The organism is Pseudoxanthobacter sp. M-2 (assembly GCF_046156265.1).
In the GTDB taxonomy this organism is placed as follows: domain Bacteria; phylum Pseudomonadota; class Alphaproteobacteria; order Rhizobiales; family Segnochrobactraceae; genus CAMDHY01.
Genome location: NZ_JAWDIR010000048.1, coordinates 75160 through 100603, shown reverse-complemented (window position 1 = coordinate 100603; position 25444 = coordinate 75160). Strand labels below are relative to the sequence as shown.

Below are 25444 nucleotides of genomic sequence, written 5' to 3'. Positions count from 1 at the left end.
CGCCGCCCGCACGCCGGAGCCCGCCTCCCTAGAACTCGATGATCGACTGGAAGCCGCCATAGATCATCCGCTTGCCGTCGAAGGGCAGGTTTTCCATCTGCGGCTTCATGCGCGGGTCGGCGAACACCTTCTGCATCGTCTCGTCGCGGGCGGCGCGCGAGGGATAGGTGGCCCAGGCGAACACCACCACCTCGTCGTCCTTCGCCATCACGGCGCGCGGGAAGGAGGTGTGCTCGCCCACGGACACGTCGTCGGCCAGGCACTCCACATAGGAGAGCGCGCCGTGTTCCATCCACACCTTGCCGGCGAGCGTCGCCGCCTCCTTGTAGGTCTCCATCTTGTCCTTCGGCACGGCCAGCACGAACCCGTCGACATAAGGCATGGCTCTCTCCTTCACGTTGCCCCGCGCGCCCCGAGGACGAATGGGCGGGCCCGGTTCCGACAGGCTGCCTCAACTTTTCGTGCAATGGGGCACCCGGACGAAAGTCTGCCCGAAAATCCGCAAATCGGGTTGTCGGCCCGCACCGGTCGGCGGCGTCCTCGGGGCGACCGTCGCAGCCTGTGGAGGAGTTCGATGCGCGCTTCAAACCTGTCCGTTCGCCACGGTGCCCCGGCGCTCACCGGTCTCGCCTGGCTCGCCGTCTTCTCGGCCGGGCTCGAGGCGGCACCGGCGGTTCGGAGTGGCTACGCCACCGTCGATGACGGCCACCGCGTCTACTACGAGGTCGCCGGTGCCGAGCACGCGGGCGTGCCGATCGTCCTCCTGCACGGCGGCATGATGTCGATCGACACCGCATTCCCGGACCTCATCGAGCGCTTCTCCCGGACCCGCCGCGTCGTCGCCATCGAGGCCCAGGGCCACGGCCACACCGCCGACCGCGACGGCCCGATCACGCTGGATCGGATGGCCGCGGACGTCGTCGGCGTACTCGACCACCTCGGCGTGCCGCGCGCCGATCTCCTCGGCCACAGCCTCGGCGGCATGACCGCCACCCTCGTCACCATCCGCCGGCCCGAGCGCGTGCGCACGCTGACCGTGCTCAGCGCCTCTTTCCACTTCGAGGGCTTCCTGCCCGAACTCGCCGCGATGAACCGCGACCCAACCCGCGCACCCTCGCCGGAGCTCGTGCCGCTGCTCCCCACCCAGCGCCACTTCGCCGAGTGGACGGAGAGCTACCAGCGCAACGCGCCCGACCCCACGGCCCTCGTCGGCGTGCTGGCCCGCGTGCAGGCGTTCCTCGTCGCCTGGCCGGGCTTCACCGTCGCCGAGCTGTCCGCCATCACCGCGCCGACGCTGATCGCCTATGGCGACCGCGACTTCTTCACGCCCGAGAGCATCCACGCCTTCACACGCCTTGTGCCGAACGCGTCGCTCGCCATCCTGCCCGGCACGACGCACACCGAGGTCGTCGACCGTGGCGCCTGGCTGGTGCCGATGGTCGAGGCGCACATCGCCGGCGGCGAGTTCGGTGCGGATTGAAGCAGGGCCGGGCGGCCGGCCGCGCGATCATCGCCGGCCGGCGGCAAGGCGCGTCCGTGAGGGGTGTTCCCGCGATAATCCTCGCTATTCCGCGGGATCGGCGTAAGGTGACGGCTTCGAATTCTTTTGCAGTCGATGTTTTTCGCTTCTTCAGCAAAATGTCTCGACGGCTTCAGGCGATGCCTCGATCCCACTGATCGATCGGTTCAAAAGATCGAAGCCGCCACCGGCGCGGCTCGCCGGTTTCGCTTCTTCACCACGGTGTCCCCATGTCCATCCGTTTTCTCAACGCCAGCCGCAGCTACGACGCCACCCGGCGCAGCGTCTGCTTCTGGGGCCACGACGCCACCTTCGAGATCACCTTCAGCGTCGAAGAAGACGCGCTGCGCCTGATCAGCCCACAGTCGAACCGCGGCGAGGCGGGCTTCCTGCAGGCCTTCGACGCCAACCGCTCGCGCATCGAGACGGCCGCCAGCAAGGCCTACGGCCGCTCGCGCCAGAGCTTCTACCGCCTCTCCGGCGCCGACTTCTGAACCCGTATTCCTGAGCCCGATGGCGGCCAGGGCAGGCCGACGTCGCACGGCGGATGGTCGCCGAGCCGCAGCCCTTGACCTCCATCCGTCATCGCCCGGCTCGACCGGGCGATCCATCCACCCGGTGAGGGCGGAGGGGCGCGGTCCCGCCCGTCATCCCGGCTCGCCCCGCTTTGCATCGCGTCGGGGAGACGCCGGAGAGCGCGCGCGCCCTGCGCTTCCGCCTCACCCCCTTACGGCCACGCAACCGCCGGCGGCATGGAGGAGAGGATCGAGTCGACGTTGCCGCCGGTCTTCAGGCCGAACAGCGTGCCGCGGTCGTAGATGAGGTTGAACTCCACATAGCGGCCGCGCCGCACCATCTGTTCCTGGCGCTCGGCCTCCGTCCACGGTTTCGCGAGGTTCGCCCGCACGATGCGCGGGTAGACGTCGAGCAGCGCCTCGCCGACGGCGCGGGTGAAGGCGAAGTCGGCGTCGCGGTCGCCGCTGTCGAGATAGTCGTAGAAGATGCCGCCGACGCCGCGCTGCTCGCCCCGGTGCTTGATGGTGAAGTAGTCCTCGCACCACGCCTTGTAGCGGTCGTAGTCGGCGACCGGGTGGGCCGCGCAGGCGCCACGCATCGCCGCGTGGAAGGCGATCGTGTCCGGGTCGTCCTGGGTGCGCCGCCGGTCGAGCATCGGCGTCAGATCGCCGCCACCGCCGAACCAGCGCTTCGTCGTCGCCACGAGCCGCGTGTTCATGTGCACCGTCGGCACGTGCGGGCTCCACGGGTGGACGATCAGCGAGATGCCCGAGGCGAGGAAGCGCGGGTCCTCTTCGGCACCGGGGATCTGCGCCCGGAACTCCGGCGCGAACTCGCCGTAGACGGTCGAGACATGCACGCCCGCCTTCTCGAACACTTTTCCGCGCAGCATCCCCATGACGCCGCCGCCACCCGGCGAGCCATCGTGGTCGGTGCGGGTCCACGCCGTGCGCTCGAAGCGGCCGGCCGGCCCGGCGACGGCGCCGGCGAGGCCCTCCGCCTCCGCCTCGATCGCCTCCAGTGCCGCATGGATGCTGTCGCGCAGGCTCTCGAACCACGCCCGCGCCCGTGCCGCGAAGACGTCGTCGTGGGCGCTCGCGGTCGCCGTCTCCGTCGCGCCGGCGGTCGTCGCCGTTGCGTCTGCCGCGTTCTCTGTCGTCACCCGTCCCGTCTCCGTCCCACCCGTGCCGTCGCCGCTCATGCCCGCCGTCCCGTCAGCCCGGCGACCGACGTCGTCACCGCGTGCACCGCGAAGCCGAGGAACAATAGCCCCGAGGCGCGCACGATCCACAGCTCGTGGCGCCGGTAGAAGCGCCGCACCACGCTCGCGCCGGTGACCGCGATGAGCACCACGTAGGAGGCGACGAAGCCGCCGCAGGCCGCCGCCAGCAGCCCGGGCACGCCGGCCCAGTCGAGGCCGGCGGCGTAGCTCGCCAGCACCGCCGTGAAGGTCGCCACCGCCACCGGGTAGCCCTTCGGGTTGGTCAGCCCGAAGATCAGCCCGCGCCGCAACGGCTGCCGCACGACGATGTCGAGCGTGCCGGCGCTCGTCCGCTTCACCGTCACGGCCCGCCAGCCGAGCCAGCCAAGATAGGCGCCGCAGACGAGGCCGAGCACGTCGAACACCACCGAGCCGATCGCCTTCGCCCCGACGATGGCGGTGAGCGCCAGCGTCGTCCAGACGATGTCGCCGACGAAATGGCCCGACAGGAACGCAATCCCCGCCTTCCGCCCCTGGTTCGCCGAGATGCCGAACAGCGCCAGCACCGCCGGCCCGGGCGTGATGCCGTAGACGAAGCCGGCGAAGCCGGAGGCGAGAAGGAGCGAGGTGTTCATGGGGACGGCCGCCGCGCGAGAGTGACGGTTGGGACACGACCATTGCGGCGGGCGCCGGTCAAGCGGCCACGAACCCTCCCCTGGAGGGGGAGGGTCGGCGGCCGCCGGCCGACGGGGTGGGGTGGCGCCGCCGGGAGGCGGCGGAAAGGATAGCAACGGCTGCTCCCGAGCAACTGATGCGCGGGCTCCCGCCCGCGGTCACCCCACCCCGCCGCGCTTCGCGCGTCGACCCTCCCCCTCGAGGGGAGGGTGGCAATCCGGAGCAGTCCAAGGGGCCCGAACTCGCGCCGTTGGCGACGGGGTCGTCCCGCCGCCCCGCCACGGCTACTCTGCCGGCCGCCAGTCTCGGAGCCTCGACATGCCCGCATCACCCCTCCCCACCGCCGCCCCCGCCGCCGTCGGCTTCCGCCCCGATCTCGTCGAGCGCTTCGATGCCGGCGTGCGCTCCGGCCTGCTGCGCGACCTGCACGCCGTCGTCATCGCCCGCCACGGCCGCATCGTGCTGGAGCGCTTCTTCGAAGGGACGGACGAGGCCTGGGGGCGGCCGCTCGGCACCGTCGCCCACGGTCCCGAGACGCTGCACGACCTGCGCTCGGTGACGAAGAGCATCGTCTCAGGCCTTCTCTACGGCATCGCGCTCGCCCGCGGCCTCGTGCCGCCGCCGGAGACGCCGCTCGCCGCCGTCTTCCCCGAGGTCGCCGCCCTAGCCGAGCCCGACCGCGCCGGCCTGAAGATCGTCCACGCCCTGACGATGACGCTCGGCCTCGCGTGGGACGAGAGCCTGCCCTACACCGACCCGAGGAACAGCGAGATCGCCATGGAGGCGGCGGCCGACCGGCTCGCCTTCGTGCTGTCGCAGCCCGTCGTCCACCCGCCCGGCACGCAGTGGACCTATGGCGGCGGCGCCACGGCGCTCATCGGTGCCATCATCGCCCGCGGCACCGGCCGGTCGTTGCAGGACTTCGCCCGCGAGGCGCTGTTTCAGCCGCTCGGCATCGACCGCTTCGAGTGGCACGCCGGCCACGACGGCGTCGTCTCCGCCGCCTCCGGCCTGCGCCTCACCGCCCGCGGCCTGCTGCGCCTCGGCGAACTGCTGCTCGCCCGCGGCCGCGCGTCGGACGGCACCGAGATCGTCCCGGAGGACCTTCTCCAAGCCGCCATCGCGCCGGCGGCAACCGTGGAGCCCGGCTTCGACTATGGCCGCGGCTGGTTCCTCGCCGCTTCCCCCGTGCCTGCCCTCGGTGGCGGCGACCGGCGCTGGGTCGGCGGCTTCGGCAATGGCGGCCAGCGCCTGTTCGTCATGCCGGAGACGGGGATCTCGTGTGCGATCTTCTCCGGTGCCTACAACGCCCCCGATGACTGGGTGACGCCGACCCGCGTCTGGCGCGAGATCGTGCTTTCGAACCTCGTCGCGGCGTGAGCGGGCCGCGTGACGGCGGCGCGGCGCCTCACCCCGCCCCGCCGATCCGCGCCCGCCAATCCTGCGGCGTCAGCCCCGTCCGCCGCCGCAGCATCACGGTGAGCGCGCTCGGCGTGTAGCCGAGTTCGGCCGCCACCACCTTCGCCGGCCGCCCCTCGGCCAGGTGGGCGAGCGCGCCTTCCACCTGCACGAGTTCGCGCCAACGGCGGAAGCTCATGCCGAGCTCGCGGTCGAACAGCCGAGAAAGCGTCTTCGACGAGGCACCCGCCGCCCGCGCCAGCGTCTCGAAGTCCGCCGTCAGCGACGGGTCGGCCACCACCGCTTCGCAGAGCCGCTTCAGCCGCGGCTCGGCCGGCATCGGGATCGGCGAGGCGCCGCCCTCGGCCGCCTCGATCTCCTCGCCGATGAGATCCACCAGCAGCGCGTCGCGGCGGCCGGCCGGCGCGTCCGGGTCGATCGCCTCCAGCGCCAGGATGAGTTCGCGCAGCAGCGGGCTGATGGCGATCGCCTTGCACGGCACCGCCTTCCAGCGCGCCGCCGGGCGGACGTGCAGCGAGGTGATGCGCACCGCCGTCAGCATGGCCGTCTCGTGGGTGAGGGCGGCCGGCAGCCACACCGCCTTCTGCGGCGGCAGGATCCACGAGCCCGCCGGCGTCGTCACCGCCACCACCCCTGACGACGCGTAGAGAAGCTGCGGCCCGGCGTGGGCGTGCGGATCGAGCCGGTGGCCGCGCCGGTAGTCGCGGACGATCAGCGTGAACGGCGCCGCATCCGCAGCGGCGCCGGGGCGCGGCGTCTGCCGCCGCCGGCCCGCCGTCTCGCCGTTCGTGTCCGAAACTCGCAAGCGATTGTCCTCCGGCCGCGCAAATTCGGACTGTCTCGCCTTCCCGTCGCTGGTTAGCGTCAGTGGAAAGGCGGCGCAACGGCCGCTGCGCAACGAGATGCTGGAGGAGACCCCATGCTGCCCTTGTCCGAGGAACAGGTGCTGATGCGGCAGAGCTGCCGCGCCTTCGTCGACGACGTCGTGCTGCCGTTCATCCGGAAGAACTGGAAGGGCGAGTGGAACATGGAGCCGGAGGGCCGGCTGCCCCCGGAAATCCTCGAGGGCTGCGAGGAAATCGGCATCCGCACGCTCGGCGTGCCCGAGCGCTTCGGCGGCGTCGAGCTCGATCCGGCCACCGAGGCGCAGACCTTCGCGATCATCTCCGAGGAGATCGCGCGCGGCGATTCAGGGCTCGCCGACAAGCTGGTGCAGAACTGGAAGATCGCGGTCCTCCTGCGCACCGTCGCGCCGGAGCACCTGCAGGAGAAGTGGTTCGCCCGCCTGCTCGCCGACCCGCAGTTTCTGCTCGCCCACTGCTCCACCGAGCCGCGCGGCGCCTCCGACCGCTGGCTGCCCTACAACGTGCCGGAGGCCGGCATGACCACCCGCGCCGTCCGCGACGGCGACCACTGGGTGATCAACGGCCGCAAGCAGTTCATCTCCAACGGCTACGACGCCAGCCTCTATGTGGTGAACTGCAACTCCAATCCCGAAGTGGGCATGCTGCAGGGCACGTCCAGCTTCCTGGTGCCGCGCGACACGCCGGGCCTCACCGTCGTGCGCTGCAACGAGACGCTCGGCTGCCGCTACATGAACAACGGCGAGCTCGTCTTCGAGGACATGCGCCTGCCGGCCGACCACCTGCTCGTCGAGAACCAGGCGATCGGCCGCCTCGGCGTCTACCACCGGCCGGGCAAGATCGTGCAGGCGGCGAAGAACCTCGGCGTCGGCATGCGCTGCCTGGAGGTGGCTTCGGACTACGTGCAGACCTACGTGCAGGGCGGCCGCATCCTCATCAAGCACCAGGCGGTGGCGCTGCGCATCGCCGACATGGCGGTCCGGCTCGAAGCCGTCCGCGGTATGGTCGAACGCGCCGCCCACGCCGTCGACACCAACGCGCCGAACGCCGACGTGATGTGCAACATGGCGAAGGTGTTCGCGTCGGAAGAGGTGATGAAGGTCGCCATGCACTGCGTCGAGCTGCACGGCGGCAACGGCATGATGCTGGAGTTCGGCGTCGAGAAACTCTTCCGCGACGCCGCGATCTTCCTCCACATGGACGCCACCGTCGACATCTCGAAGTTCAAGATCGTCAAGGGGCTCTATCCGGCCACGGCGGGCAAGTATGCGGGGCCGGAGGGGTAGGCGGGGAGAGGGCGGCGCTCCTGACGGGAGTTGCCTGTGACGGGGCGCCCTGAGACAGTGGCCCCATGACACGCATGAGTAGAAGATCGCTGCTGGCGGGGATGGCGATCGGCACCGCTTGCTTCGGCGCGGGCGTCGGCGCTGCGACGGGGGCAGCCGTGAAGTCGCAGGATGAGATCAGGAAGGCGGAGTTGGAGTGGTGGCGGCAGGCGATCGCCCGCCTTCCCTTCGAACGCGTCGCCGTGCCGGGCGCCGAGGCGATGGCGGCGTGGCGGCGGCTTCGTGATGCCGGTCGGGGCTATCCGGTCGTCGTCGGCGACGAGGAGGCCCTCGGGCGCATCGCCGAGCACTACGTCATGGACGACCCGGGGCTGGTTCCGAATGTCACCGTCCGCCGCCCGGGCGCCGCGGAGGTCATTGAGGCGGCGGGGCGCCTCCGGATTCCGCAGGATCTCTCCGCCTGGCAGGCCGAGGTTTTCGGGCTGGATGGCGAGGTCCTCACGCCGCCGGAGGGTACTTGGCCGAAGATCCCGGCCAGGGCGGCCGAGGGTCCGAGCGTGGCGCGCAACGTGCGCACCGGCGCCTTCCTGCCCGAGGTCTTCATCCTCCTCGTTCCGGCCGCCGAGGGCTACGAGGTGCCAGCCTACTTGAAGTGGGGCGGCTGGAACGCCTGCCCGCCGGACGCCTATCACGTCGCGGTCCTGCGCTCCTGGCATGATCGGTTCGGCGCAGAGCTCGTCGGGCTCGGCTTCGACGTCATGGACCTGATGGTTGGCCGCCCGCCCGACAGTCGCGAGGCGGCTCTCGAACTCGCGCGCGAGGAGTATCTCTACTGCCCGGATTCGATCGATCAGGGCGCCGGCAGCGTCGCCGCCCGGGCCGCGCATCTGATGAACAGCCGCTGGTGGCAGTTCTGGTGGGACTGAAGGCCCGCCGCCGCCGTCGACCTGCTGGCGTCTCCGTTCCGCGCCGCCCTCGCCCGCGTTGGAACCGTCGTATCGGCGTGGTTTAGTCACGCGAGCAAGCGGCGGCCTCAAGCCGCGAAACACGAGGGAGCGCCTCAGTGAGCGTCTATGCGATCCGGCACGGGGAGACCGAGTGGAGCCTCTCGGGGCAGCACACCGGCACCACCGACATTCCGCTCACCGACAACGGCCGCGCGCTCGCCGAAAAGCTGCGGCCGGTGCTGGGCAAGCCCGACTTCAAGCTCGTCCTCGTCAGCCCGATGCGGCGCGCCCGCGACACCTGCGAGATCGCCGGGCTCGCCGGCCGCGCGGAGGTCGATCCCGACCTGATGGAGTGGAACTACGGCGCCTACGAGGGCATCACCTCGGCCGAGATCCACAAGACGCGACCCGGCTGGCAGGTCTTCCGCGACGGCGGCGGCCCGGGCGGCGAGAGCCCGGACGCGGTCGCCGCACGCGCCGACCGTGTGATCGCGCGGGCCCGCGCCGTGAAGGGCGACGTCGCGCTGTTCGCCCACGGCCACATCCTGCGCGTCGTCGCCGCCCGCTGGATCGGCCTGCCGGCGCAGGCGGGCGAGAACTTCCTGCTCGGCACCGGCACGCTCTGCATCCTCGGCGACTATCGCGGCACGCCGGCGATCGACGTCTGGAACGGCCCGCTCGCCTGACGCCCCGCCCGGTGGCCTGACGCCCCGCCCTCGGCCCCACCCGCCCGGTGCCCGGCGACCCCTCTCGCCGGACGACCCGCAGCGTTCCGAAAGAAGTGACCGCCGCCCCCGTCGCGCCGGGCTATGATGCCGGCCGGGGTCGAACGATGCGCGCCTTCCGGTGCGACACGTCAGGCTGGGGGAGAAGCGTCATGGTCGAAGGTCGAATCGGGCTGGTGTCCGCATTCGTGCGCATGCGGCTGCGCCCGGCACTCCTCGTCTCCGCCCTGGTGGCGACGGGGCTTTCGGGCGCCGCCACCGCCGCCGCGGCGGAGGCCCTGCCGGAGTTCATTGGCCCGATCTGCTCCACGACGGACGCCGGCGCCGGGGCGGGGGCGGCCCTCTCGGCCCGCACGGCTCTCGCCTTCCTGTCGTCGGCCCAGGCGCAGGAGGCGGCGCCGGCCCAGGCTGCCGCGCCCGAGCCGGTCATCGATCCGTCCGTCCGTCCGCCCTACCGCGAGCCCGTCGTGCTGGCGAGCGAGGGCGGCGTGCTGGAAGTCCGCCTGACGGCGCGCCAGAGCGAGGCGGTGCTCGATACCGTCGCCGTGCCGGTGAAGAACTTCCTGCTCTACGACTACGAGCTCATCCGCGGCACCGCCTCGAACGGCGAGCGCACCGGCACGCGGCAATATCCGGCGCCGACGCTGCAGGTGTTTCCCGGCGAGAAGCTCGTCGTCCACATGGAGAACGCGCTCTCGGGCCTCACCATCCGCGACTTCTTCAGCCCGGCCTACACGCCGGTCGGCGGCTTCGTGCCGCTCTATCCGCCGCAGCTCGAGACGGCGCCGATCAACCTGCACACCCACGGCCTGCACGTCACGCCGAAGGGCAACGGCGACAACGTGCTCCTCTACATGCCGGCGGGCACGGCCAATACCCACGTCTACGACATCCCCATGAACATGCCGCAGGGGATGTACTGGTATCACCCGCATCTGCACGGGCTGACGTCGCCGCAGGTCTACATGGGCCTTGCCGGCATGCTGGCGATCGGCCGCCCGGACGGCGGCCTGCCGGTCGTCACCGAGCGCGGCCTGCCGGTGCGCTCGATGGCGCTGCAGGTCAACTACGTCGCCGGCCGCGCTCTCGGCCGGGCCGAGCTCAACAACACCTCGTGGCCGATGTGGATGAGCACGATCGTGCCGCCGAAGCCGGGCGAGCTCGAGGACGGCACCTACCGGCCGCTCTTGACGCCGACCGGCTTCGAGGACTGGCCCACCGGCTCGAAGTCCTTCACCGTCTGGTATGCCGGGCCGCTGTCGATCGACAACAAGCGCGCCTTCTTCTCCTACATCCCGAGCAACCTGCAGCGCTTCACCGCCTCGGGCGACGACCGCAGCCTCGACGTGCCGCCCGATCCGGCGCTGCCCGACCACGCGCGCGACGTGCAGTTCACCGTCAACGGCCAGTTCCAGCCGGTGCTGAAGGCGAAGCCCGGCCAGACCGAGATCTGGGTGCTCGCCAACATCTCCGACCTCGCCTACATCACCGTCCGCCTGACCGAAACCGCCACCGGGCGCCATCCGCCGATCATGATCGTCGGCCAGGACGGCAACCCCTACCCGGCGGTCCACACCCCGCCGATCGAGGGCGGCACGCGCCTCGTCATCCCGCCGGCGAGCCGCTTCGCCATCGCCGTGACGATGCCGGCGGAGGGCGACCTCGTCCTCGACATGCCGCCGCTCGGCTACGGCGCCAAGGCGCTGACCGCCCCCGGCGTGCTCTACACCAACACCGGCACCGACAAGGTGCCGGCCGTCCTCGGCAACCTCTCGGTCGAGCCGACGGCGATCAGCTATTTCGACGGGTTCTTCAGCTTCCCGTCGCAGATGCTGCTGCGCGCCGAGCCGGACGAGGGCCGCGGCGAGACGGTGGCGTTCGTCCCCGGCCAGGAACTCGGCGCCTTCACGTCCTTCGACGACGTCTCGGAGGTCACCCCCGACGTGACGCGGACGATCTCGATCGTCGGCGGCTTCCTCAACGACATGGCGAGCAAGGACGACCCGAAGTCGTTCACCTACTCCTTCGACGGCGGCACCTTCCCGAACGTGCCGCTGCTGCAGCCGCGTCTCGGCTCCGTCGAGGAGTGGCGCTTCGTCAACTACAACAACGACGAGCACCCCATCCACATCCACGTCAACGACTTCCAGACGATGGAGAACTACGACCCGACGACTGGCCTGCGCACCGGCCCGGACAAGTTCGGCCTCGACAACGTCAACGTCGCCGCCCCGACGATGGGCTCGGGCGAGGCGGTGGTGGAGCCCGGCTACCTGTCGCTCAGGACGAAGTTCGAGGACTATGGCGGCGTCTTCGTCATGCACTGCCACCGCCTCAACCACGAGGACAACGGGCTGATGATGATCGTCAGCGTCATCCCGGCGGTGTCGAGCTATGCTGTCGCCGTGCCCGGCGCGGCCGGGACGGATGCGACCGTCCGCGTCGTCGACGGCACCGGTGACCGCCCGCTCGCGACCGTCACCCCGTTCCCGGGCTACGCCGGCCTCGTCGCCACCGCGATGGGCGACGTCGACGATGACGGCGTCCTCGATCTCGTCGTCGGCTCCGGTCCGGGGCGGCCGGCCGAGGTCGTGGTCTTTGCGGGTGCTGCCCGCAACGACGCGGCGGCGTTCACCCGGGTGATCGCCCGCTTCGCACCCTTTGGCCCGGAGGTGACCGGTGGCATCACGGTGGCCTCCGCGCAGATCGACGGCGGCAGCGCCGACAACATCATCGTCGGCTCGGCGCCGGGCCAGCCCAGCGAGGTGCGGGTCTACGGCGGCGCGCTCGCCACGACCGACGGCGAGGCGCCGCCGCTGTTCGCGAGCTTCGCCCCCTATGCGGGCGACACGTCCGGCGTGACGATCACGACCGGCCTCACCGACTTCGCTACCGGCCGCTTCTCGATCGTCACGGCGCCCGGGCCCGGCACCGAGGCCGAGGTGAAGCTGTTCGCCTTCCCGCTTCTGACGGTGATCGACCCGGCGGCCGTCGCGGCCGTCGCCGGCCACGGCGAGGTACCGCCTCCCGGCACGCCGCGCCAGACCGCCGCCTTCAAGCCGTTCGGCGACGGCTACACGGGCGGCGTCTCGCTCGCCACCGGCTGGTTCGCCGGCCAGTTCGGCGGCGCCGAGCGCATCGTCGTCGGCCAGACCGACGGCGGCGCGGTGAAGGTGTTCTCCTCCGGCTCGGCCCTCGACGGCGGACCGGACCTCTATCTCCACAGCCCGAACGAGCACGGCCACGGCCCGACCCTGCGCGAGATCGCCGGCTTCACCCCCTTCGAGGGCGGCGGTGCGGTGCGGGTCGCCGCCACCAGCACCACCACCGGCGCCGACCTCCTCGTCGCCGGCGCCGGCCCGGATGGGACGGCCCGCGTCGTGCGCTACGACTTCGACCGCTCGGCACCCGACGCGCGCGACCTCGCGCCGAAGCGCTTGCGTGAGATGGTGCCGGCGGACGCGGCTGCCTTCGGCCTCGGCGGCGACTGAGGCGGGCGGCGCCATCCGTGCAACGCTGCGTCGCCCCCGGTGGGGGACGCCGGCGGCGCCGCCTTGCTTGACACCGCCGGCCGGGCGCCCCTACCGTCCAAGAAGGTATACGCGTCAAAAGCCGTGCATACGGCGACACCGGGCGCAGCGCTGCCGGCCCGGATGGCCGGGCGTCTGAAGCCCGAGGAACTGGAGGAGCGAAGATGGCCCTGGTGATCGATTCCGCGACCGTCGCCGACGAGGATCTCGGCTCCGGAGCCAGCAAGCGCCGCCTGTTCGACGCGACGATCGACAAGAGCGCGCGCACCATCGTCGACCGCATCGCGCTGACGGCGAACGGCAGCGTCCGCCTGAAGGTGCCCTCGAAGGGCGTCACCTACGTTCAGGTGCTCTCCGGCTCGGTGTCGCTGAAGGCGCCGGACGGCGTCCACGGCCTGGAGGACCGCCACGTCGTCTTCCTGCCGCCGGACACCGAGGTGACGGTGCGTGCCTCGACCCGCGCCACCCTCCTCGTCTGCGAGGTGCCCGATGCGGTGGCCCTCGATCCCGAGTACGCCAAGCACCCGGCCGAGTTCCGCGTCATCGACTGGCAGGACGAGCCGCTGCTCGACAGCGTCCACGACGCCCGCAAGCGCATCTATCTCGCCACGCCGAAGCTGTTCGGCAGCAAGGCGATCAAGGCGGAGATGATCATCTATCCGCCGGTGACCTCGGGCGCCAACCATTACCACGAGGGCGCCGACCACTTCATGTACTTCACCGCCGGCAGCGGCACGGCGTTCGCGAACGAGCAGCCGGTGCGCGTCAAGGAAGGCGATCTGATCTATTTCCCCGACGGCGAGCGCCATTACCTGACGTCCGACGACGGCAACGGCGACATGATCTTCGTCGAGTTCTTCACGCCCGGGAATTACGAGACGGTGTGGGTGAACGCCAAGGCGTGCTCCTGGGCGCCCACCGGCAAGAACATCCGCGGCGAGACGGCCTCCCGCGAGATCAAGGCGCACAGCGGCAGCCTGGTGCCTGAGGACGTCTGAGGGACGGCCGTCGGCGGTCGGCAGTAGGCAGTAGGCAGTCGGCAGTCGGCAGTAGGTTCCCCCCAGTCCCGACGCGACCCCTCCCCCCTCGTGGGGGAGGTGGCCGGCGAAGCCGGCCGGAGGGGGCCGCCGCACGCAGTGCGGCGGTGCAACGCCCGAAACTGTCGAGCCGTCACCCGTCACCGCACACCCCCATACCCGCATCCCGTGCACACCCGCCCCGCTCGCCACCCCCGTGGCGAGGCGCGTCGCCTCGTGACATCATCGCGTCGCAGCCGGCGTGGCTTCCTCCCGCGCCTGCGACACGCCGGCGCGCGGGTGGCCCGACGCGCCGGTGGCACCCCCGAAAGGACCACGCGATGAGCTTCGTGAAATCCGGCGACGGCACCGAGATCTTCTACAAGGACTGGGGTCCGAAGACGGCGCAGCCGATCGTCTTCCACCACGGCTGGCCGCTCTCGGCCGACGACTGGGACGCCCAGATGCTGTTCTTCTTGGCAAACGGCTACCGCGTCGTCGCCCACGACCGGCGCGGCCACGGCCGCTCCAGCCAGGTCTGGGACGGCCACGACATGGACCACTACGCCGCCGACGTCGCCGCCGTCGTGCAGCACCTCGACCTGCGCGACGCCGTCCACATCGGCCACTCCACCGGCGGTGGCGAGGTCACCCGCTACGTCGCCCGCCACGGCCAGGGTCGCGTCGCCAAGGCGGTGCTGATCGGCGCCGTGCCGCCCTTGATGCTGAAGACCGAGGCGAACCCCGGCGGCCTGCCGCTGGAGGTGTTCGACGGCTTCCGTGCCGCGCTTGCCGCCAACCGGGCGCAGTTCTATCTCGATGTCCCGACCGGCCCCTTCTACGGCTACAACCGCCCGGGTGCCGAGCCCTCGAAGGGCGTCATCGGCAACTGGTGGCGCCAAGGCATGATGGGCGGCGCCAAGGCGCACTATGACGGCATCAAGGCCTTCTCGGAGACCGACTTCACCGAGGACCTGAAGGCGATCGACGTGCCGACGCTCGTCATGCACGGCGACGACGACCAGATCGTCCCGATCGCCGATTCGGCGCTGCTCGCGGTGAAGCTCCTGAAGCACGGCACGCTGAAGGTCTACGAGGGCTTCTCCCACGGCCTGTGCACGGTCAATGCCGACGTCATCAACGCGGATCTGCTGGCGTTCGTGAAGGGCTGAACCCGTCGCTCAGCGCAACAGCGCGACGAGCAGGCCGGCGACGTGGCGAAGCACCTCGTCGCCGGACCGGCGCGGGTGCCAGGCGAGATGCAGCGGGAAACCCTCCACCGGGATCGGCGGCGGCAGCAGGATGAAGCCCTCTGCCGCCGCCGCGACGCGCGACGGCAGCATCGCGATCATGTCCGACCCGGCGAGCAGCGGCGGCACCATCTGGAAGCTCGGCACCACCACGCCGACCCGCCGCGACAGTCCGCGGCGGGCGAGCTCCGCATCGAGCGGCGCGCGCGTCGCCCCGCGGCCGGAGACGACGACGTGCGGGTAGCGCAGCCACGCCGCGAGGTCGAAGCCAGCGGCGGCGGGGTGGCCTGAGCGCATCGCCACGACATAGTGCTCGGTCAGGACCTCCTCGCGGTGCAGGTCGTCGTCCGCCGCCGGAAACACCGAGATGGCGATGTCCGTGCTGCCCTCGATGAGGCCTTGCCGCGCCGCCTCGGCGCCGCGCCAGGGCTGGATGACGAGATCGACGCCAGGTGCCGTTCGCTGCAGCGCCTGCTGCAAGGGGGCGATGACTATCAACGCCGGGTAGTCCGCCATCTCGAGGCGCAGCATGCCGCGAGCCTCGGCGAGCGGCACGCGTGGCGGGTCGACGAGATCATTGACCCCCGCCAGCACGGTTTTCAGCGGCGCGCGCAGTGCCTGCGCCTTCGCGGTGAGGCGCATCGTGCCACGGCCGCGCTCCAGCAGCGGATCGCGAAAGAGCCGTCGGCAGCGCTGTAGCGCCGCTGTCGCCGCGGGCTGGGAGAGGTTCAGCCGGTCGGCGGCGCGGCTCACATGCGCTTCGTCGAGCAGCGCATCGAGCACAACGAGCAGGTTGAGGTCGATGCCCCGTAAATTCATGAAAGCGATAATAGTGCATACCGAATATCGATTGGATCAATTTTAGTTGCCGCCGCATCGTCTCCTCGTCGCGCCAGGAGGCGACCGCCATGCCGAACACCCTGATCCTCCTCTTCCACCCCGACCTGTCCCAGTCCAAGGCGAACGTTGCGCTGGCGGAGGCCGCCGCTTCCCTGCCGGGCGTCGAGATCGTCGACATGCACGCGGCCTACCCCGCGGGCATCACCCTCGAACGAGACGGTGCCGTGGAGGCGCGCCGCCTCATGGCCGCCGACCGTCTCGTTCTGCAGTTCCCCGTCCGCTGGTATTCGACGCCGCCGCTCCTGAAGGCGTGGCAGGACGCCGTTCTGACGCGGATGTTCTACATCGCCTACGAAGCCGAGGGCCGGGCGCTGGAAGGCCGGCCGCTGATGGTCGCGGCCACCGCCGGCAACACCGCCGAGGCCTACCGGCCGGGCGGCCGCAACCTGTTTCCATTCTCCGCGCTGTTCGCGCCCCTGCAGGCGACCGCCCATCGCTGCGGCCTCGCCTGGGCCGAGCCCTTCGTCGTCTATCGCGCCGACAAGCTCGAGCCGGCGGAGCTGAAGCTGGCGGCGGCCGGATATGCGGCTGCGCTCGCCGGCTTGATGGCGACGCCCACGCGGTCGGCAGGAGAGGCAGCCTGAGCCATGGAAAAGCTGCACGACACGCTCGTCGATCTCGGCCAGGGCACGCCGATCTGGTTCTTCGCCTCGGCGCGGCTGCTGCCGCTCGCCTTGCTGGCGCAGTTCCTCAGCGCCGGCCTCGCGCTGTTTCCCGCCGCCGATCTCTGGGGCCTCCACGCGGCCGTCGGCGTGGCCATCGGGCTGCCGGTCCTGGCCCTCGCGGGCGGTGCCATCGCGGTCGCCCGTCTCCGCGGCTTCGGATGGTGGGCGGGTATTGTCCTGGTGCTCTACAGCGTCCAGGTGGCGCTCGCCGCCGGCGCGGACCCGCTGCTGCTCGGCCTGCACCCTCTCAATGGTGCCCTGCTCCTTGCCGCCAGCCTTGTCCTCCTCGCCAAGGTCGAGCGCCGCCGCGCCGCCACGCAGGGCCCACGGGGCGCCGGCTGAGTGTGCGGTTTGACATCCGGCCGCCGAAGCCGGCAAGACCCGTGGACAGCAAGGCCCGGCGAGCGCTCCGGCGAGCGGCTCGCGGGACGCGCCGCATGGCTGTCGCAGAAGGCCAATCCCATGAAAGCCGTCGTCCTCCAGAAATCCCCCGACCCCGTCCTCGTCCTCTCCGACGTCGCCGATCCCGTCCCCGGCCCCGGTGACGCCCTCGTGCGGGTCGAGGCGTTCTCGCTCAATCTCGGCGAGGTCAGGCGCGGTTACACGATGGCGGCGGCCGGGTGGCGGCCGGGGTGGGATTTCGCAGGCACGGTCGAACAGGCCGCCGCCGACGGCCAGGGCCCGAAGGCCGGCACGCGCGTGGTCGGCTTCCTGGAGGAGGCCGCCTGGGCCGAGCGGCTCGCCGTGCCGGTGCGGGCGCTCGCCGCCCTGCCGGATGTCGTCTCGACGGTGCAGGCGGCGACGCTGCCGGTCGCCGGTCTGACGGCCCTGTTCGCGCTGGAGCGCGCCGGCCCGCTCGTCGGGCGGCGCGTGCTCGTCTCCGGCGCCTCGGGTGGCGTCGGCCATTTCGCCCTGCAGCTGGCGCGCGCCGGCGGGGCGCACGTCGTCGCCGCGGTGCGCCGGCCGGAGCTCGCCGCCGAGGCCGAGGCCGACGGCGCCCACACGGTCGTCGACGACGCGTCGCTGGCGGCCGCCGCGGCGCACGGGCCGTTCGACGTCATCCTCGAATCCGTCGGCGGCGCCGCGCTGTCGAACGCCCTGACGATGCTGACGCGCGCCGGCGTCTGCGTCACCTTCGGCAACTCGTCGCGCACGCCGGCGCCGGTCGACGCCGGCCGCTTCTACCTGACCGGCCGGCCGCGCCTCGAAGGGCTCTACGTGCTGTCGGAACTCCGCCACGTGCCGCCGTCCGAGGGCCTCGGCCGCCTCGCCCGCCTCGTCGCCGACGGCCGGCTGAAGCCGCGCATCACGCTCGAGGCGCCGTGGACGGACATCGAGCGCGTCGCCCGCGCCCTTGTCGACCGCAAGGTCGCCGGCAAGGCGGTGCTCACGATCGGGTGAATCGATCGCGCGCCGCGCGAGCGTTGGCGCCGACAGCCGTCAACACGCCCTCACGCGACGCCGGCGATCTCCGCCAGCGTGATCGACGTCAGCCCGGCCGCCAGGATGTCGCGTTCCACCTGGGCGGCCGGCATCGCCGCGCCGAACAGGTAGCCCTGGCCGGCGGTGCAGCCGGCTTCGGCAAGGAAGTCCGCCTGTTCCTCCGTCTCGACGCCCTCCGCCACCACCTCGATGCCGAGGTTGGCGGCGAGCTCGATCATCGCCCGCACGATCACCGCGCTCGCCGGCTTGCGGTGGACGTCGCGCAGGAACGAGCGGTCGATCTTGATGACGTCGATCGGGAAGTCGCGCAGGTGCGACAGCGAGGCGTAGCCGGTGCCGAAGTCGTCGAGGGCAACGGCGATGCCGGCGTCGTGCAGCTCGGCGAGGATCGCGCCGACGAGGTTGGTGTCCTCGCCGAGCAGGATCCTCTCCGTCACCTCGATCTTCAGCATCGAAGGCGGGATGTCGAGGCGCGCCAGCCGATGCAGCACGCGCTCGGCGAAGTCGGCCGACTTGAAGTAGTACTCCGAGACGTTGATGCTTATGCGTCCGGCCGCGAGGCCTTCGGCCCGCCAGCGGGCGACGTCGGTGGTGGTCAGGGCGAACATCTGGTCGTCGATCTGGCGGGCGCACTCCGGGTCGTCGAAGGCGCGCCAGAACACGCTCGGGCCGCAGACGCCGTTCGGACCCTCGATGCGCACCAGCGCCTCGAAGCCGAGCGGCGAGCGGTCGGGCAGGCGCACCATCGGCTGGTAGTAGGGGGCGATGCGGCCCTCCGTGCCCGCGTTGCGGACGAGGTCGACGGCGGCGCGGCGCTGGTCGAACAGGCCGCCGAGGTCGCGCGTGAAGAAGGCGGTGGTGCCGCGCCCGGTCTTCTTCACCCGGTAGAGCGCCACGTCGGCGCACTTGTGCAGCTCGTCCGGCGTGGTGGCGTCCTGCGGATAGCGGGCGATGCCGATCGAGCCCGACAGGAACAGCCGGCTGCCGTCCACCGGGATCGGCCGGCGCACCTGCGCGGCGATCTCGTTCGCCACCCCCTTCAGCGTCGCCTCGTCGTCCTCCTCGATCACCGCGGCAAACTCGTCGGAGCCGAGCCGCGCCACGAAGGCGTCGCCGCCGGCGGCCGAGGCGAAGCGTTCGGCGACTGTGCGGATCACCTGGTCGCCGGCGCGATGGCCGAGGCTGTCGTTGACCTCCTTGAAGGCATCGAGGTCGAGGATCAGGAGCGCGAGCCCGTGGGCGTCGAGGCGGGCGAACTCGATCGCTTCCGCCAGGCGGGCGAGGAAGCGCGCGCGGTTGGCGAGGCCGGTGAGGCCGTCGACGTTCGAGGCCCGCCACAGCCGCCGTGTCGTCTCGTGCTCGGCGCTGACGTCCTTGATGACGCCGACGAGGCGGCGCGGCGCGCCGTCCTCGGTCTCGATGTCGCCCCGCGTCTTCACGTGCTTGCGCCGGCCCTTCGCCGTCACGATGTCGAGGTCGAACTCGAAGGCGCGCCGGCCGACGAGGGCCTCGGCGAGTTCGCGCTCGGCCACCTTGCGGTCGCCGGCCGGGAAGCAGGCGAGGTTCTTCTCGAGGTCGAACGGCGCGTTCTCCTCGAGATCGTGGATCGCGTAGAACTCCCGCGAGCCGGTGACCTCCTCGGTGTGCAGGTCGAGCCGCCAGGCGCCGATCGAGGCGAGCGTCTCGATCTGCCGGAGATAGAGGGCGTGGCTCGTGGCCTCGCGGCGGCGCTCCTCCGCCTCGCGCTCGGCCCGCTCCGCCCGCCGCTCCGCCCGGTGGCCCTCGATGAGCCCCTCGACGATGGTGGCGAGGGCGCGGAAACGGTCGAGCTGCTCGGCATCGGGCGTGCACGGCTCGCGCCCGAGCACGCACAGCGTGCCGACGTTGAAGCCGCCGTCGATCGTCAGCGGCACGCCGGCATAGAAGCGCAGCTTCTGGCCGCCGGCGACGAAGGGGTTCTCGCTGTAGACCGGGTCGGCGGCGGCGTCGGGAATGACCAGCGGCTCGGAGCCGAGGATGGTGTCGCGGCAGAAGGCGAAGCGGCGCGGCACCGCCGTCGGCTCGATGCCGACGCGCGCCTTGAACCAGACGCGGTGGCTGTCCACCAGCGTCACCAGCCCGACCGGCATGTCGAAGAGCTCGGCGGCCAGCCTCGCCACCGCATCGAAGGCGGGACTCGACGGCGTCCCGAGGATCTCGAGATCCCGCAGCGCCGCCATCCGGCCGGGCTCGTTGTCCGGCTCCCTGTGCGGCATGCGGCTAGGCTCCTCCTGCCCTCATGGTGCGCCGCCGGGGGAGAGCGACGTGACCTTTGAAGGGGGAACGGCCGGGCCGGCCGTCCCGTGCTGCCGGCGCATCCGCCGGTGTCTCGGAACGACCGTCGGCGCTGTCGCTTGCGCCAGACTTGCACTGCGGCGGCGGGGCCGACGATCACGCGAAGGATCGCGCGCGTCTTGGCGTATGATGTGAAGACGCCCGCCCGAAGACGCGGGTTCGTCAACAGGAGTTTTCGTGATGATCCGCACCACCCTCGCCGCCGTGGCCGTCGCCGCCGCCGGCGCCGTTTTCGCCACCGCCGCGCCGGTCCCGGCCACCGCCGCCGTCGTCTATTGCACCGGCCCCGGCTATCCCGCCGGCTGCGTCGTGCGTCCCGGCCCGGTTGTCGTCGCCCCCGCTCCGGTTGTCGTCGCGCCGCGTCCCGTCGTCGTTGCCCCGCGGGCGACCGTCGGCGTCGGTGCCCCCGGCGTCGGTGTCCGTCCCGGTGTCGGCGTCGGCCGCCCCGGCGTCGGCGTCAACCGCGGCGGCCCGGTCAACCGCGTCGGCGTCCGCTGAGCCATTGACGGATCGGTACGCCGCTTGCAACTTTCTGGAGTGTCGCGAGCGGCAAGTCGGTTGCCCGGCACCCGCAGTGCGGGTGTTGGGGTTGTGCCTGGCCGCTCGGGCCGGTGCACGCGATCACGCGATGAACGGGGATTGAATCAGTATGGCTACCTTCGACGCTCTGAACGCCTATGTACTGAGCGGAACCGATCCCAACTTCACGATCGGCAGTCTCTACGGCAGCGGCACGTACAACTGTGTCGACGCGGATGGGAGCGACACGACGTTCGAAACGGGCGACACCGTCACGGTCGACGGCCCGGATGCCTCGTTCGTGGACTTCGAATATGTGGGGTTCTTCGAGAACGGCTGGATCGGCGTCATCGGCGGCTCCTACTTTCTGTTCACCAACTCCACCTATTCGGACGGCGATCCCATCACGTCCGACTCCGCTGCCTTCACCACCTGCTTCCTCGCCGGCACCCACATCGCGACGCCGTCGGGCGAGCGGCCGGTCGAGATGCTGGCGATCGGCGACCTCGTGCTCGGCGCCGACGGCCGGGCCCGGCCGGTGCGCTGGATCGGGCGGCAGGCGGTCGTCGCCGTCTTCGCCGATCCGCAGCGCAACTTCCCCATCCGCATCGTCTCTGGCGCCCTCGGCGAGAACACGCCGTCACGCGACCTCCTCGTCTCGCCGGATCACGCCCTCCTCGTCGACGGCCTGCTCGTGCAGGCCGCCGCCCTCGTCGACGGTGTCGCCGTTCGCCACGAGCCGGCGCCGGCGGAGCGCTTCACCTGGTACCACATCGAGCTGGAAGACCACGCGCTGGTACTCGCCGAGGGGGCGCCGGCCGAGACCTATGTCGACCACGTCACCCGCCGCCGCTTCGACAACTTCGCAGAATACGAGGCGCTCTACGGCGCCGAGGTGCCCGCCATCGCCGAGCTGCCGCTGCCGCGGGTGAAGTCCGCCCGCCAGCTGCCGGCGGCCGTCCGCGCCCGTCTGGATGCCCGCGCAACGGCGATCGGCAAGGTCGCCCTGGCCGCCTGAAGCCCCGACGGGCAGGGGACGGCCGGCGCTCTCACACGGGCGCCGGCCCCGTTCCTCACTCCGCCGCGGCGAGGACCGGCGCCTCGGCCGCCGTCGCCGGGAGCGCCGCGACAGCCTGCGCCCGTTCCTTCTGCCGCGCCTTCAACATCCGGTTCAGCGCCTTGTTCGTGTCCGGCAGCGGGCCGATGAGGTCGGTCGGCGCCGGTCTGCGGCTGGCCGGTCTTCGTCAGCGCCTTGCGCATCTCCTTCGGCGTCGCCACGGCGAGCTTCTTGCCCTTCAGCGCCCCCTGGATCATCGCCACCGCCGCCGTCGTCTACTGCCCGGCCCCGGCTACCCCGCCGGCTGCGTCGTGCGCACCGCCCCGGTCGTCGTCGCGTCGGCCCCCGTCGTCGTCGCGCCGCGTCCCGTCGTCGTGGCCCCGCGCGTCGGCGTCGGCGTCGGCGCCCCCGGCGTCGGCGTCCGTCCGGGTGTCGGCGTCGGCCGCCCCGGCGTCGGCGTCAACCGCGGCGGCCCGGTCAACCGCGTCGGCGTCCGCTGAGGCGAGGCCGGGGAGGCCTGCCGCTTGCAACCTGCCGGTGAGGCATTGACCGAGCGGCAAGCCATTTGCAAACTGTAACGGCGTTCCGGGAGCCATTGTCGGTGGTCACGCACCCGCGATGCGGGTGCGTGACGGTTGTGCGTGGCCGCTCCGGCCGGTGCACCCAATCGACGATCCAACGGGGGACTTGACAGGCATGTCAACTTTCATCGCTGAGAACGCCTATTTGCTGAACGGGGAATCTCCGAACTTCACGATCGGTACTCTCTACGGAACCGGCACCTACGACTGCGTCGACGCAGAGAGCGACACGACGTTCGACGTAGGCGACACCGTCGTCGTCTTCGGTCCGGGTTTCCCCACCGTGAGTTTCACGGCTGTGGGCTTGTTCGAGGGCGGGTGGATCGGCGTCGACCGCGACGCCTACTTCCTGTTCACCAACTCCACCTATGCGGACGGCTCTCCCGTCACCGCCTTGCCTGCCGCCTTCACCGTCTGCTTCCTTGCCGGCACCCACATCGCGACGCCGACGGGCGAGCGGCCGGTCGAAGCGCTCGCAATCGGCGATCTCGTGCTCGGCGTCGACGGCCGGGCCCGGCCGGTGCGCTGGATCGGCCGGCAGGCGGTCGTCGCCGTCTTCGCCGATCCGCAGCGCAACTTCCCCATCCGCGTCACGGCCGGCGCCCTCGGCGACAACACGCCGTCGCGCGACCTGCTCGTCTCGCCGGACCACGCGCTCCTCGTCGACGGCCTGCTCGTGCAGGCCGCCGCCCTCGTCGACGGTGTCGCCGTTCGCCACGAGCCGGCCCCGGCGGAGCGCTTCACCTGGTACCACATCGAGCTGGAAGACCACGCACTGGTACTCGCCGAGGGAGCGCCGGCCGAGACCTATCTCGACCACGTCACCCGCCGACGCTTCGACAACTTCGCCGAATACGAGGCGCTCTACGGCGCCGAGGTGCCCGCCATCGCCGAGCTGCCGCTGCCGCGGGTGAAGTCCGCCCGCCAGCTGCCGGCCGCCGTCCGCGCCCGTCTCGACGTCCGCGCCGCCGAGATCGGCGCCGCCGCCCGGGCTGCCTGAGAGCCCAAGACGGACGGGGGCCAGCCGGCACCTTCACACGGCGCCGGCCCCTCTCCTCACTCCGCCGCGGCGAGGACCGGCGCCTCGGCCGCCGTCACGGGTGCCGCTGCGACAGCCTGCGACCGCTCCTTCTGGCGCGCCTTCAACAGCCGGTTCAGCGCCTTGTTGGTGTCCGGCAGCGGACCGATGAGGTCGGCGCCGGTCTGCGGCTGGCCAGTCTTCGTCAGCGCCTTGCGCATCTCCTTCGGCGTCGCCACCGCGAGCTTCTTGCCCTTCAGCGCCCCCTGGATCATCGCCACCGCGCCGGTGACGATCGGCGAGGCCGACGAGGTGCCGCTGAACTGACCCGTATACTGCTTGCGCCGTGAGCCGCCGTCGAAGGCGTCACCGTAGCCGGTGGTGGCGACATTCTCGCCCCAGCCCTGCACGTCGAGGCGCGAGCCGAAGCTCGAGAAGGACAGACGCTCGCGCGTCGCCGACGAGCCGGCGCCGACGATGATCGCGCCAGAATCCCGCTTCGACCGGTCGAACTTGCGCTTGCAGGCCGGCCCGTCGAGGTCGACTGCGCCGTTTCCGGCCGCCTCGACCACGACGATCCCCTTGGCGGTCGCCGCCTTGATGGCATCGAAGCTCGCCTGGAAGAACTCGACCGGGCCGCAGCCGACCTGGGTCTCGCCGCAGGCCCCGCCGCACACCGCCGTCTGCTGCTCGATCAGGATGACGTCGCCCTTCTTCAGCGCCCCGGTCGCCACGCCGATGGCGAAGGCGACGTCGAAGCCGCGCTCCACCGTATCGGCGGGCGACACCTTGATCGTCGCCTTCGGCGCGAGGCCGGTGACGCCCTTGCCGTTGTCGATCCCCGCGAGCACCCCCAGCACCGCCGTGCCGTGGTTGGTGTCGTTGAAGAAATCGAACGGCGTCAGCTTGCCGAGGATCGCCTTCTCCTTGTCGAGCTTCAGGTCCTCGTGGGCGAACAGCCAGGAGAACTCGATGTCGACGATCGTGACGTTCTTGCCGTCGCCGCCGCGGTGGGTCAGCGTGTCGAGCCGTCCGATGCCCGTCGCCGGTGGCAGCGCGTAGCCCTGCAGGCCGGTGAGGTCGGGCGAGACCGGCAGTGGGCTCGGCGCCGGCTGCGGCTCGGCCACCTCGACGAACGGCAGTGCGTTCAGCCGGGCGGCGAACTCTGCCGCCCCGAGCGAGCCCGTCACCGTCACCACATAGTAGTTGTTGAGGTCGGCCAGCGCCTCGCCGCTCTCCGCTTCGCTCGTGGCGCGCTCGGCATCGAGCTCGGCCTCGCTGCGCGCGTGCAGGCGGCGGAAGTCCGACAGCGCCACCCCGGCCTCGGCCAGCACCGCCCGGAGTGCCTTGTCCTCGACCGAGGAGAGCCCGCGCGTGCGGCCGCTGGCGATGCGCACCTTCACGCCCTCGGAAAACTTCACCACCACCCGCCCGGTGGTGCGCACCGACTGCATCTCGGCGAGCGTCGGCTTGTCCGGCACGGCGCGCGGCGCGAGCGGCGTGTCGGCGAAGGCGGGCAGGGCGCCCAGTACCGCTGCGGCGAGAAGGGCGGCGATCGTGGCGCGCGCCCGCGGGCTCCCGGAAGTGTCGGTCATGCTGTCGTTTCCCCCGCCGTCGCCACGCCGTCGCCGGCGGGCGCGTTTCCAAACCGCGCACCGCGGTGCTCTTCGTCACCGCGTCGCGCGGCATGTCGCAAGCCCCGACCTTTCGTAAGCCACGCCCGCGGCGCTTGTCGATATGCCCCGCCGCGACCGGCGCCGTCTCGCCACCGCCGCCGATCACGATCGCTTCAGTCCGGCCTCAATCGCGGCGCCCACCGCCGCGCGCGATACGCGACCGGGGCGCCGCGAGCCTCAAGGCCCGCGACGCCACGGCGCCGTCGCATTCCCCCGCCACAACCTGCGCTTCCACGCGCCGGCGGCCCCACCGCCGGCCGTCTCGCGTTCCGGTGCCGCCGCCCTCCATGGCCCGCGCCAGTGC

General features: G+C 71.5%; 23 protein-coding genes. 16 read left to right on the top strand and 7 right to left on the bottom strand.

Translation table 11 applies throughout. From position 1 onward, the window contains the following. Positions 1-28: 28 nt before the first annotated feature. Positions 29-382 carry a DUF1428 domain-containing protein gene (locus tag RUR49_RS25640; protein ID WP_409149505.1) on the bottom strand — a complete coding sequence of 118 codons (354 nt, stop codon included), beginning with the start codon at positions 380-382 and terminating at the stop codon, positions 29-31. Between the two features lie 192 nt (positions 383-574). Between RUR49_RS25640 and RUR49_RS25635 the strand changes: the two genes are divergently transcribed. Continuing rightward, entirely contained in the window at positions 575-1480 is a 906-nt protein-coding gene (locus RUR49_RS25635; RefSeq protein ID WP_409149504.1) for an alpha/beta fold hydrolase, read from the top strand. Positions 1481-1749: 269 nt separating this feature from the next. Beyond that, positions 1750-2013 carry a DUF1488 domain-containing protein gene (locus RUR49_RS25630; protein WP_409149502.1) on the top strand — a complete coding sequence of 88 codons (264 nt, stop codon included), beginning with the start codon at positions 1750-1752 and terminating at the stop codon, positions 2011-2013. 233 nt (positions 2014-2246) lie between these two features. Here RUR49_RS25630 and hemF read toward each other — a convergent pair whose 3' ends face one another. Both hemF and RUR49_RS25620 read right to left on the bottom strand, forming a co-directional pair. After that, the gene (gene hemF / locus RUR49_RS25625) at positions 2247-3197 is read right to left on the bottom strand and encodes an oxygen-dependent coproporphyrinogen oxidase (RefSeq protein WP_409149500.1); all 951 of its coding nucleotides are present in this window, start codon (positions 3195-3197) and stop codon (positions 2247-2249) included. Between the two features lie 35 nt (positions 3198-3232). Next, positions 3233-3871, bottom strand: coding sequence for a LysE family translocator (locus tag RUR49_RS25620; protein WP_409149498.1), 639 nt, complete (start codon positions 3869-3871; stop codon positions 3233-3235). Between the two features lie 358 nt (positions 3872-4229). Between RUR49_RS25620 and RUR49_RS25615 the strand changes: the two genes are divergently transcribed. Next, on the top strand, positions 4230-5291 hold the full coding sequence (locus tag RUR49_RS25615; RefSeq protein WP_409149496.1) for a serine hydrolase domain-containing protein: 1062 nt from the start codon (positions 4230-4232) through the stop codon (positions 5289-5291). Positions 5292-5319: 28 nt separating this feature from the next. On the opposite strand, the gene RUR49_RS25610 is transcribed toward RUR49_RS25615, so the two are convergent. Then, positions 5320-6135: an AraC family transcriptional regulator gene (locus tag RUR49_RS25610; RefSeq protein WP_409149494.1), complete on the bottom strand. Its 816-nt coding sequence runs from the start codon at positions 6133-6135 to the stop codon at positions 5320-5322. Positions 6136-6249: 114 nt separating this feature from the next. Here RUR49_RS25610 and RUR49_RS25605 point away from each other — a divergent pair, with 114 nt between their 5' ends. From RUR49_RS25605 to RUR49_RS25580, 6 genes are all read left to right on the top strand, one after another. Next, positions 6250-7479 (top strand): acyl-CoA dehydrogenase family protein, encoded by a 1230-nt coding sequence (locus tag RUR49_RS25605; RefSeq protein WP_409149492.1) that lies wholly within the window; start codon positions 6250-6252, stop codon positions 7477-7479. A gap of 74 nt (positions 7480-7553) precedes the next feature. Then, entirely contained in the window at positions 7554-8405 is an 852-nt protein-coding gene (locus tag RUR49_RS25600) for a DUF4253 domain-containing protein (protein WP_409149490.1), read from the top strand. A gap of 137 nt (positions 8406-8542) precedes the next feature. Next, positions 8543-9112 (top strand): histidine phosphatase family protein, encoded by a 570-nt coding sequence (locus RUR49_RS25595; RefSeq protein WP_409149488.1) that lies wholly within the window; start codon positions 8543-8545, stop codon positions 9110-9112. A gap of 191 nt (positions 9113-9303) precedes the next feature. Next, positions 9304-12642, top strand: coding sequence for a multicopper oxidase family protein (locus RUR49_RS25590; RefSeq protein WP_409149486.1), 3339 nt, complete (start codon positions 9304-9306; stop codon positions 12640-12642). 203 nt (positions 12643-12845) lie between these two features. After that, the gene (locus RUR49_RS25585) at positions 12846-13679 is read left to right on the top strand and encodes a cupin domain-containing protein (RefSeq protein ID WP_409149484.1); all 834 of its coding nucleotides are present in this window, start codon (positions 12846-12848) and stop codon (positions 13677-13679) included. 359 nt (positions 13680-14038) lie between these two features. Next, entirely contained in the window at positions 14039-14869 is an 831-nt protein-coding gene (locus RUR49_RS25580; RefSeq protein ID WP_409149482.1) for an alpha/beta fold hydrolase, read from the top strand. 9 nt (positions 14870-14878) lie between these two features. On the opposite strand, the gene RUR49_RS25575 is transcribed toward RUR49_RS25580, so the two are convergent. Further along, positions 14879-15766, bottom strand: a complete 888-nt coding sequence (locus tag RUR49_RS25575; protein ID WP_409149480.1) for a LysR family transcriptional regulator — start codon at positions 15764-15766, stop codon at positions 14879-14881. An 89-nt stretch (positions 15767-15855) separates the two neighbouring features. Here RUR49_RS25575 and RUR49_RS25570 point away from each other — a divergent pair, with 89 nt between their 5' ends. The 3 genes from RUR49_RS25570 (at position 15856) to RUR49_RS25560 (ending at position 17913) form a co-directional block, all read left to right on the top strand. Then, entirely contained in the window at positions 15856-16431 is a 576-nt protein-coding gene (locus RUR49_RS25570) for an NAD(P)H-dependent oxidoreductase (RefSeq protein WP_409149478.1), read from the top strand. 3 nt (positions 16432-16434) lie between these two features. Further along, positions 16435-16854, top strand: a complete 420-nt coding sequence (locus tag RUR49_RS25565; protein WP_409149476.1) for a DUF6220 domain-containing protein — start codon at positions 16435-16437, stop codon at positions 16852-16854. A gap of 120 nt (positions 16855-16974) precedes the next feature. Next, positions 16975-17913 carry a zinc-binding dehydrogenase gene (locus RUR49_RS25560; protein WP_409149474.1) on the top strand — a complete coding sequence of 313 codons (939 nt, stop codon included), beginning with the start codon at positions 16975-16977 and terminating at the stop codon, positions 17911-17913. Positions 17914-17963: 50 nt separating this feature from the next. On the opposite strand, the gene RUR49_RS25555 is transcribed toward RUR49_RS25560, so the two are convergent. Next, on the bottom strand, positions 17964-20210 hold the full coding sequence (locus RUR49_RS25555; protein WP_409149472.1) for an EAL domain-containing protein: 2247 nt from the start codon (positions 20208-20210) through the stop codon (positions 17964-17966). A 259-nt stretch (positions 20211-20469) separates the two neighbouring features. Here RUR49_RS25555 and RUR49_RS25550 point away from each other — a divergent pair, with 259 nt between their 5' ends. The 4 genes from RUR49_RS25550 to RUR49_RS25535 all read left to right on the top strand — a co-directional run bounded on the left by RUR49_RS25550 (position 20470) and on the right by RUR49_RS25535 (position 23446). Then, positions 20470-20787, top strand: coding sequence for a hypothetical protein (locus RUR49_RS25550; protein ID WP_409149470.1), 318 nt, complete (start codon positions 20470-20472; stop codon positions 20785-20787). Between the two features lie 151 nt (positions 20788-20938). Further along, positions 20939-21826: a Hint domain-containing protein gene (locus tag RUR49_RS25545; protein ID WP_409149468.1), complete on the top strand. Its 888-nt coding sequence runs from the start codon at positions 20939-20941 to the stop codon at positions 21824-21826. 350 nt (positions 21827-22176) lie between these two features. Continuing rightward, positions 22177-22365 (top strand): hypothetical protein, encoded by a 189-nt coding sequence (locus tag RUR49_RS25540; RefSeq protein WP_409149466.1) that lies wholly within the window; start codon positions 22177-22179, stop codon positions 22363-22365. 196 nt (positions 22366-22561) lie between these two features. Then, the gene (locus tag RUR49_RS25535; RefSeq protein ID WP_409149464.1) at positions 22562-23446 is read left to right on the top strand and encodes a Hint domain-containing protein; all 885 of its coding nucleotides are present in this window, start codon (positions 22562-22564) and stop codon (positions 23444-23446) included. Between the two features lie 56 nt (positions 23447-23502). On the opposite strand, the gene RUR49_RS25530 is transcribed toward RUR49_RS25535, so the two are convergent. After that, complete coding sequence (locus RUR49_RS25530; protein ID WP_409149462.1) at positions 23503-25059, bottom strand: S8 family peptidase; 1557 nt, start codon at positions 25057-25059, stop codon at positions 23503-23505. Positions 25060-25444: the final 385 nt, after the last annotated feature.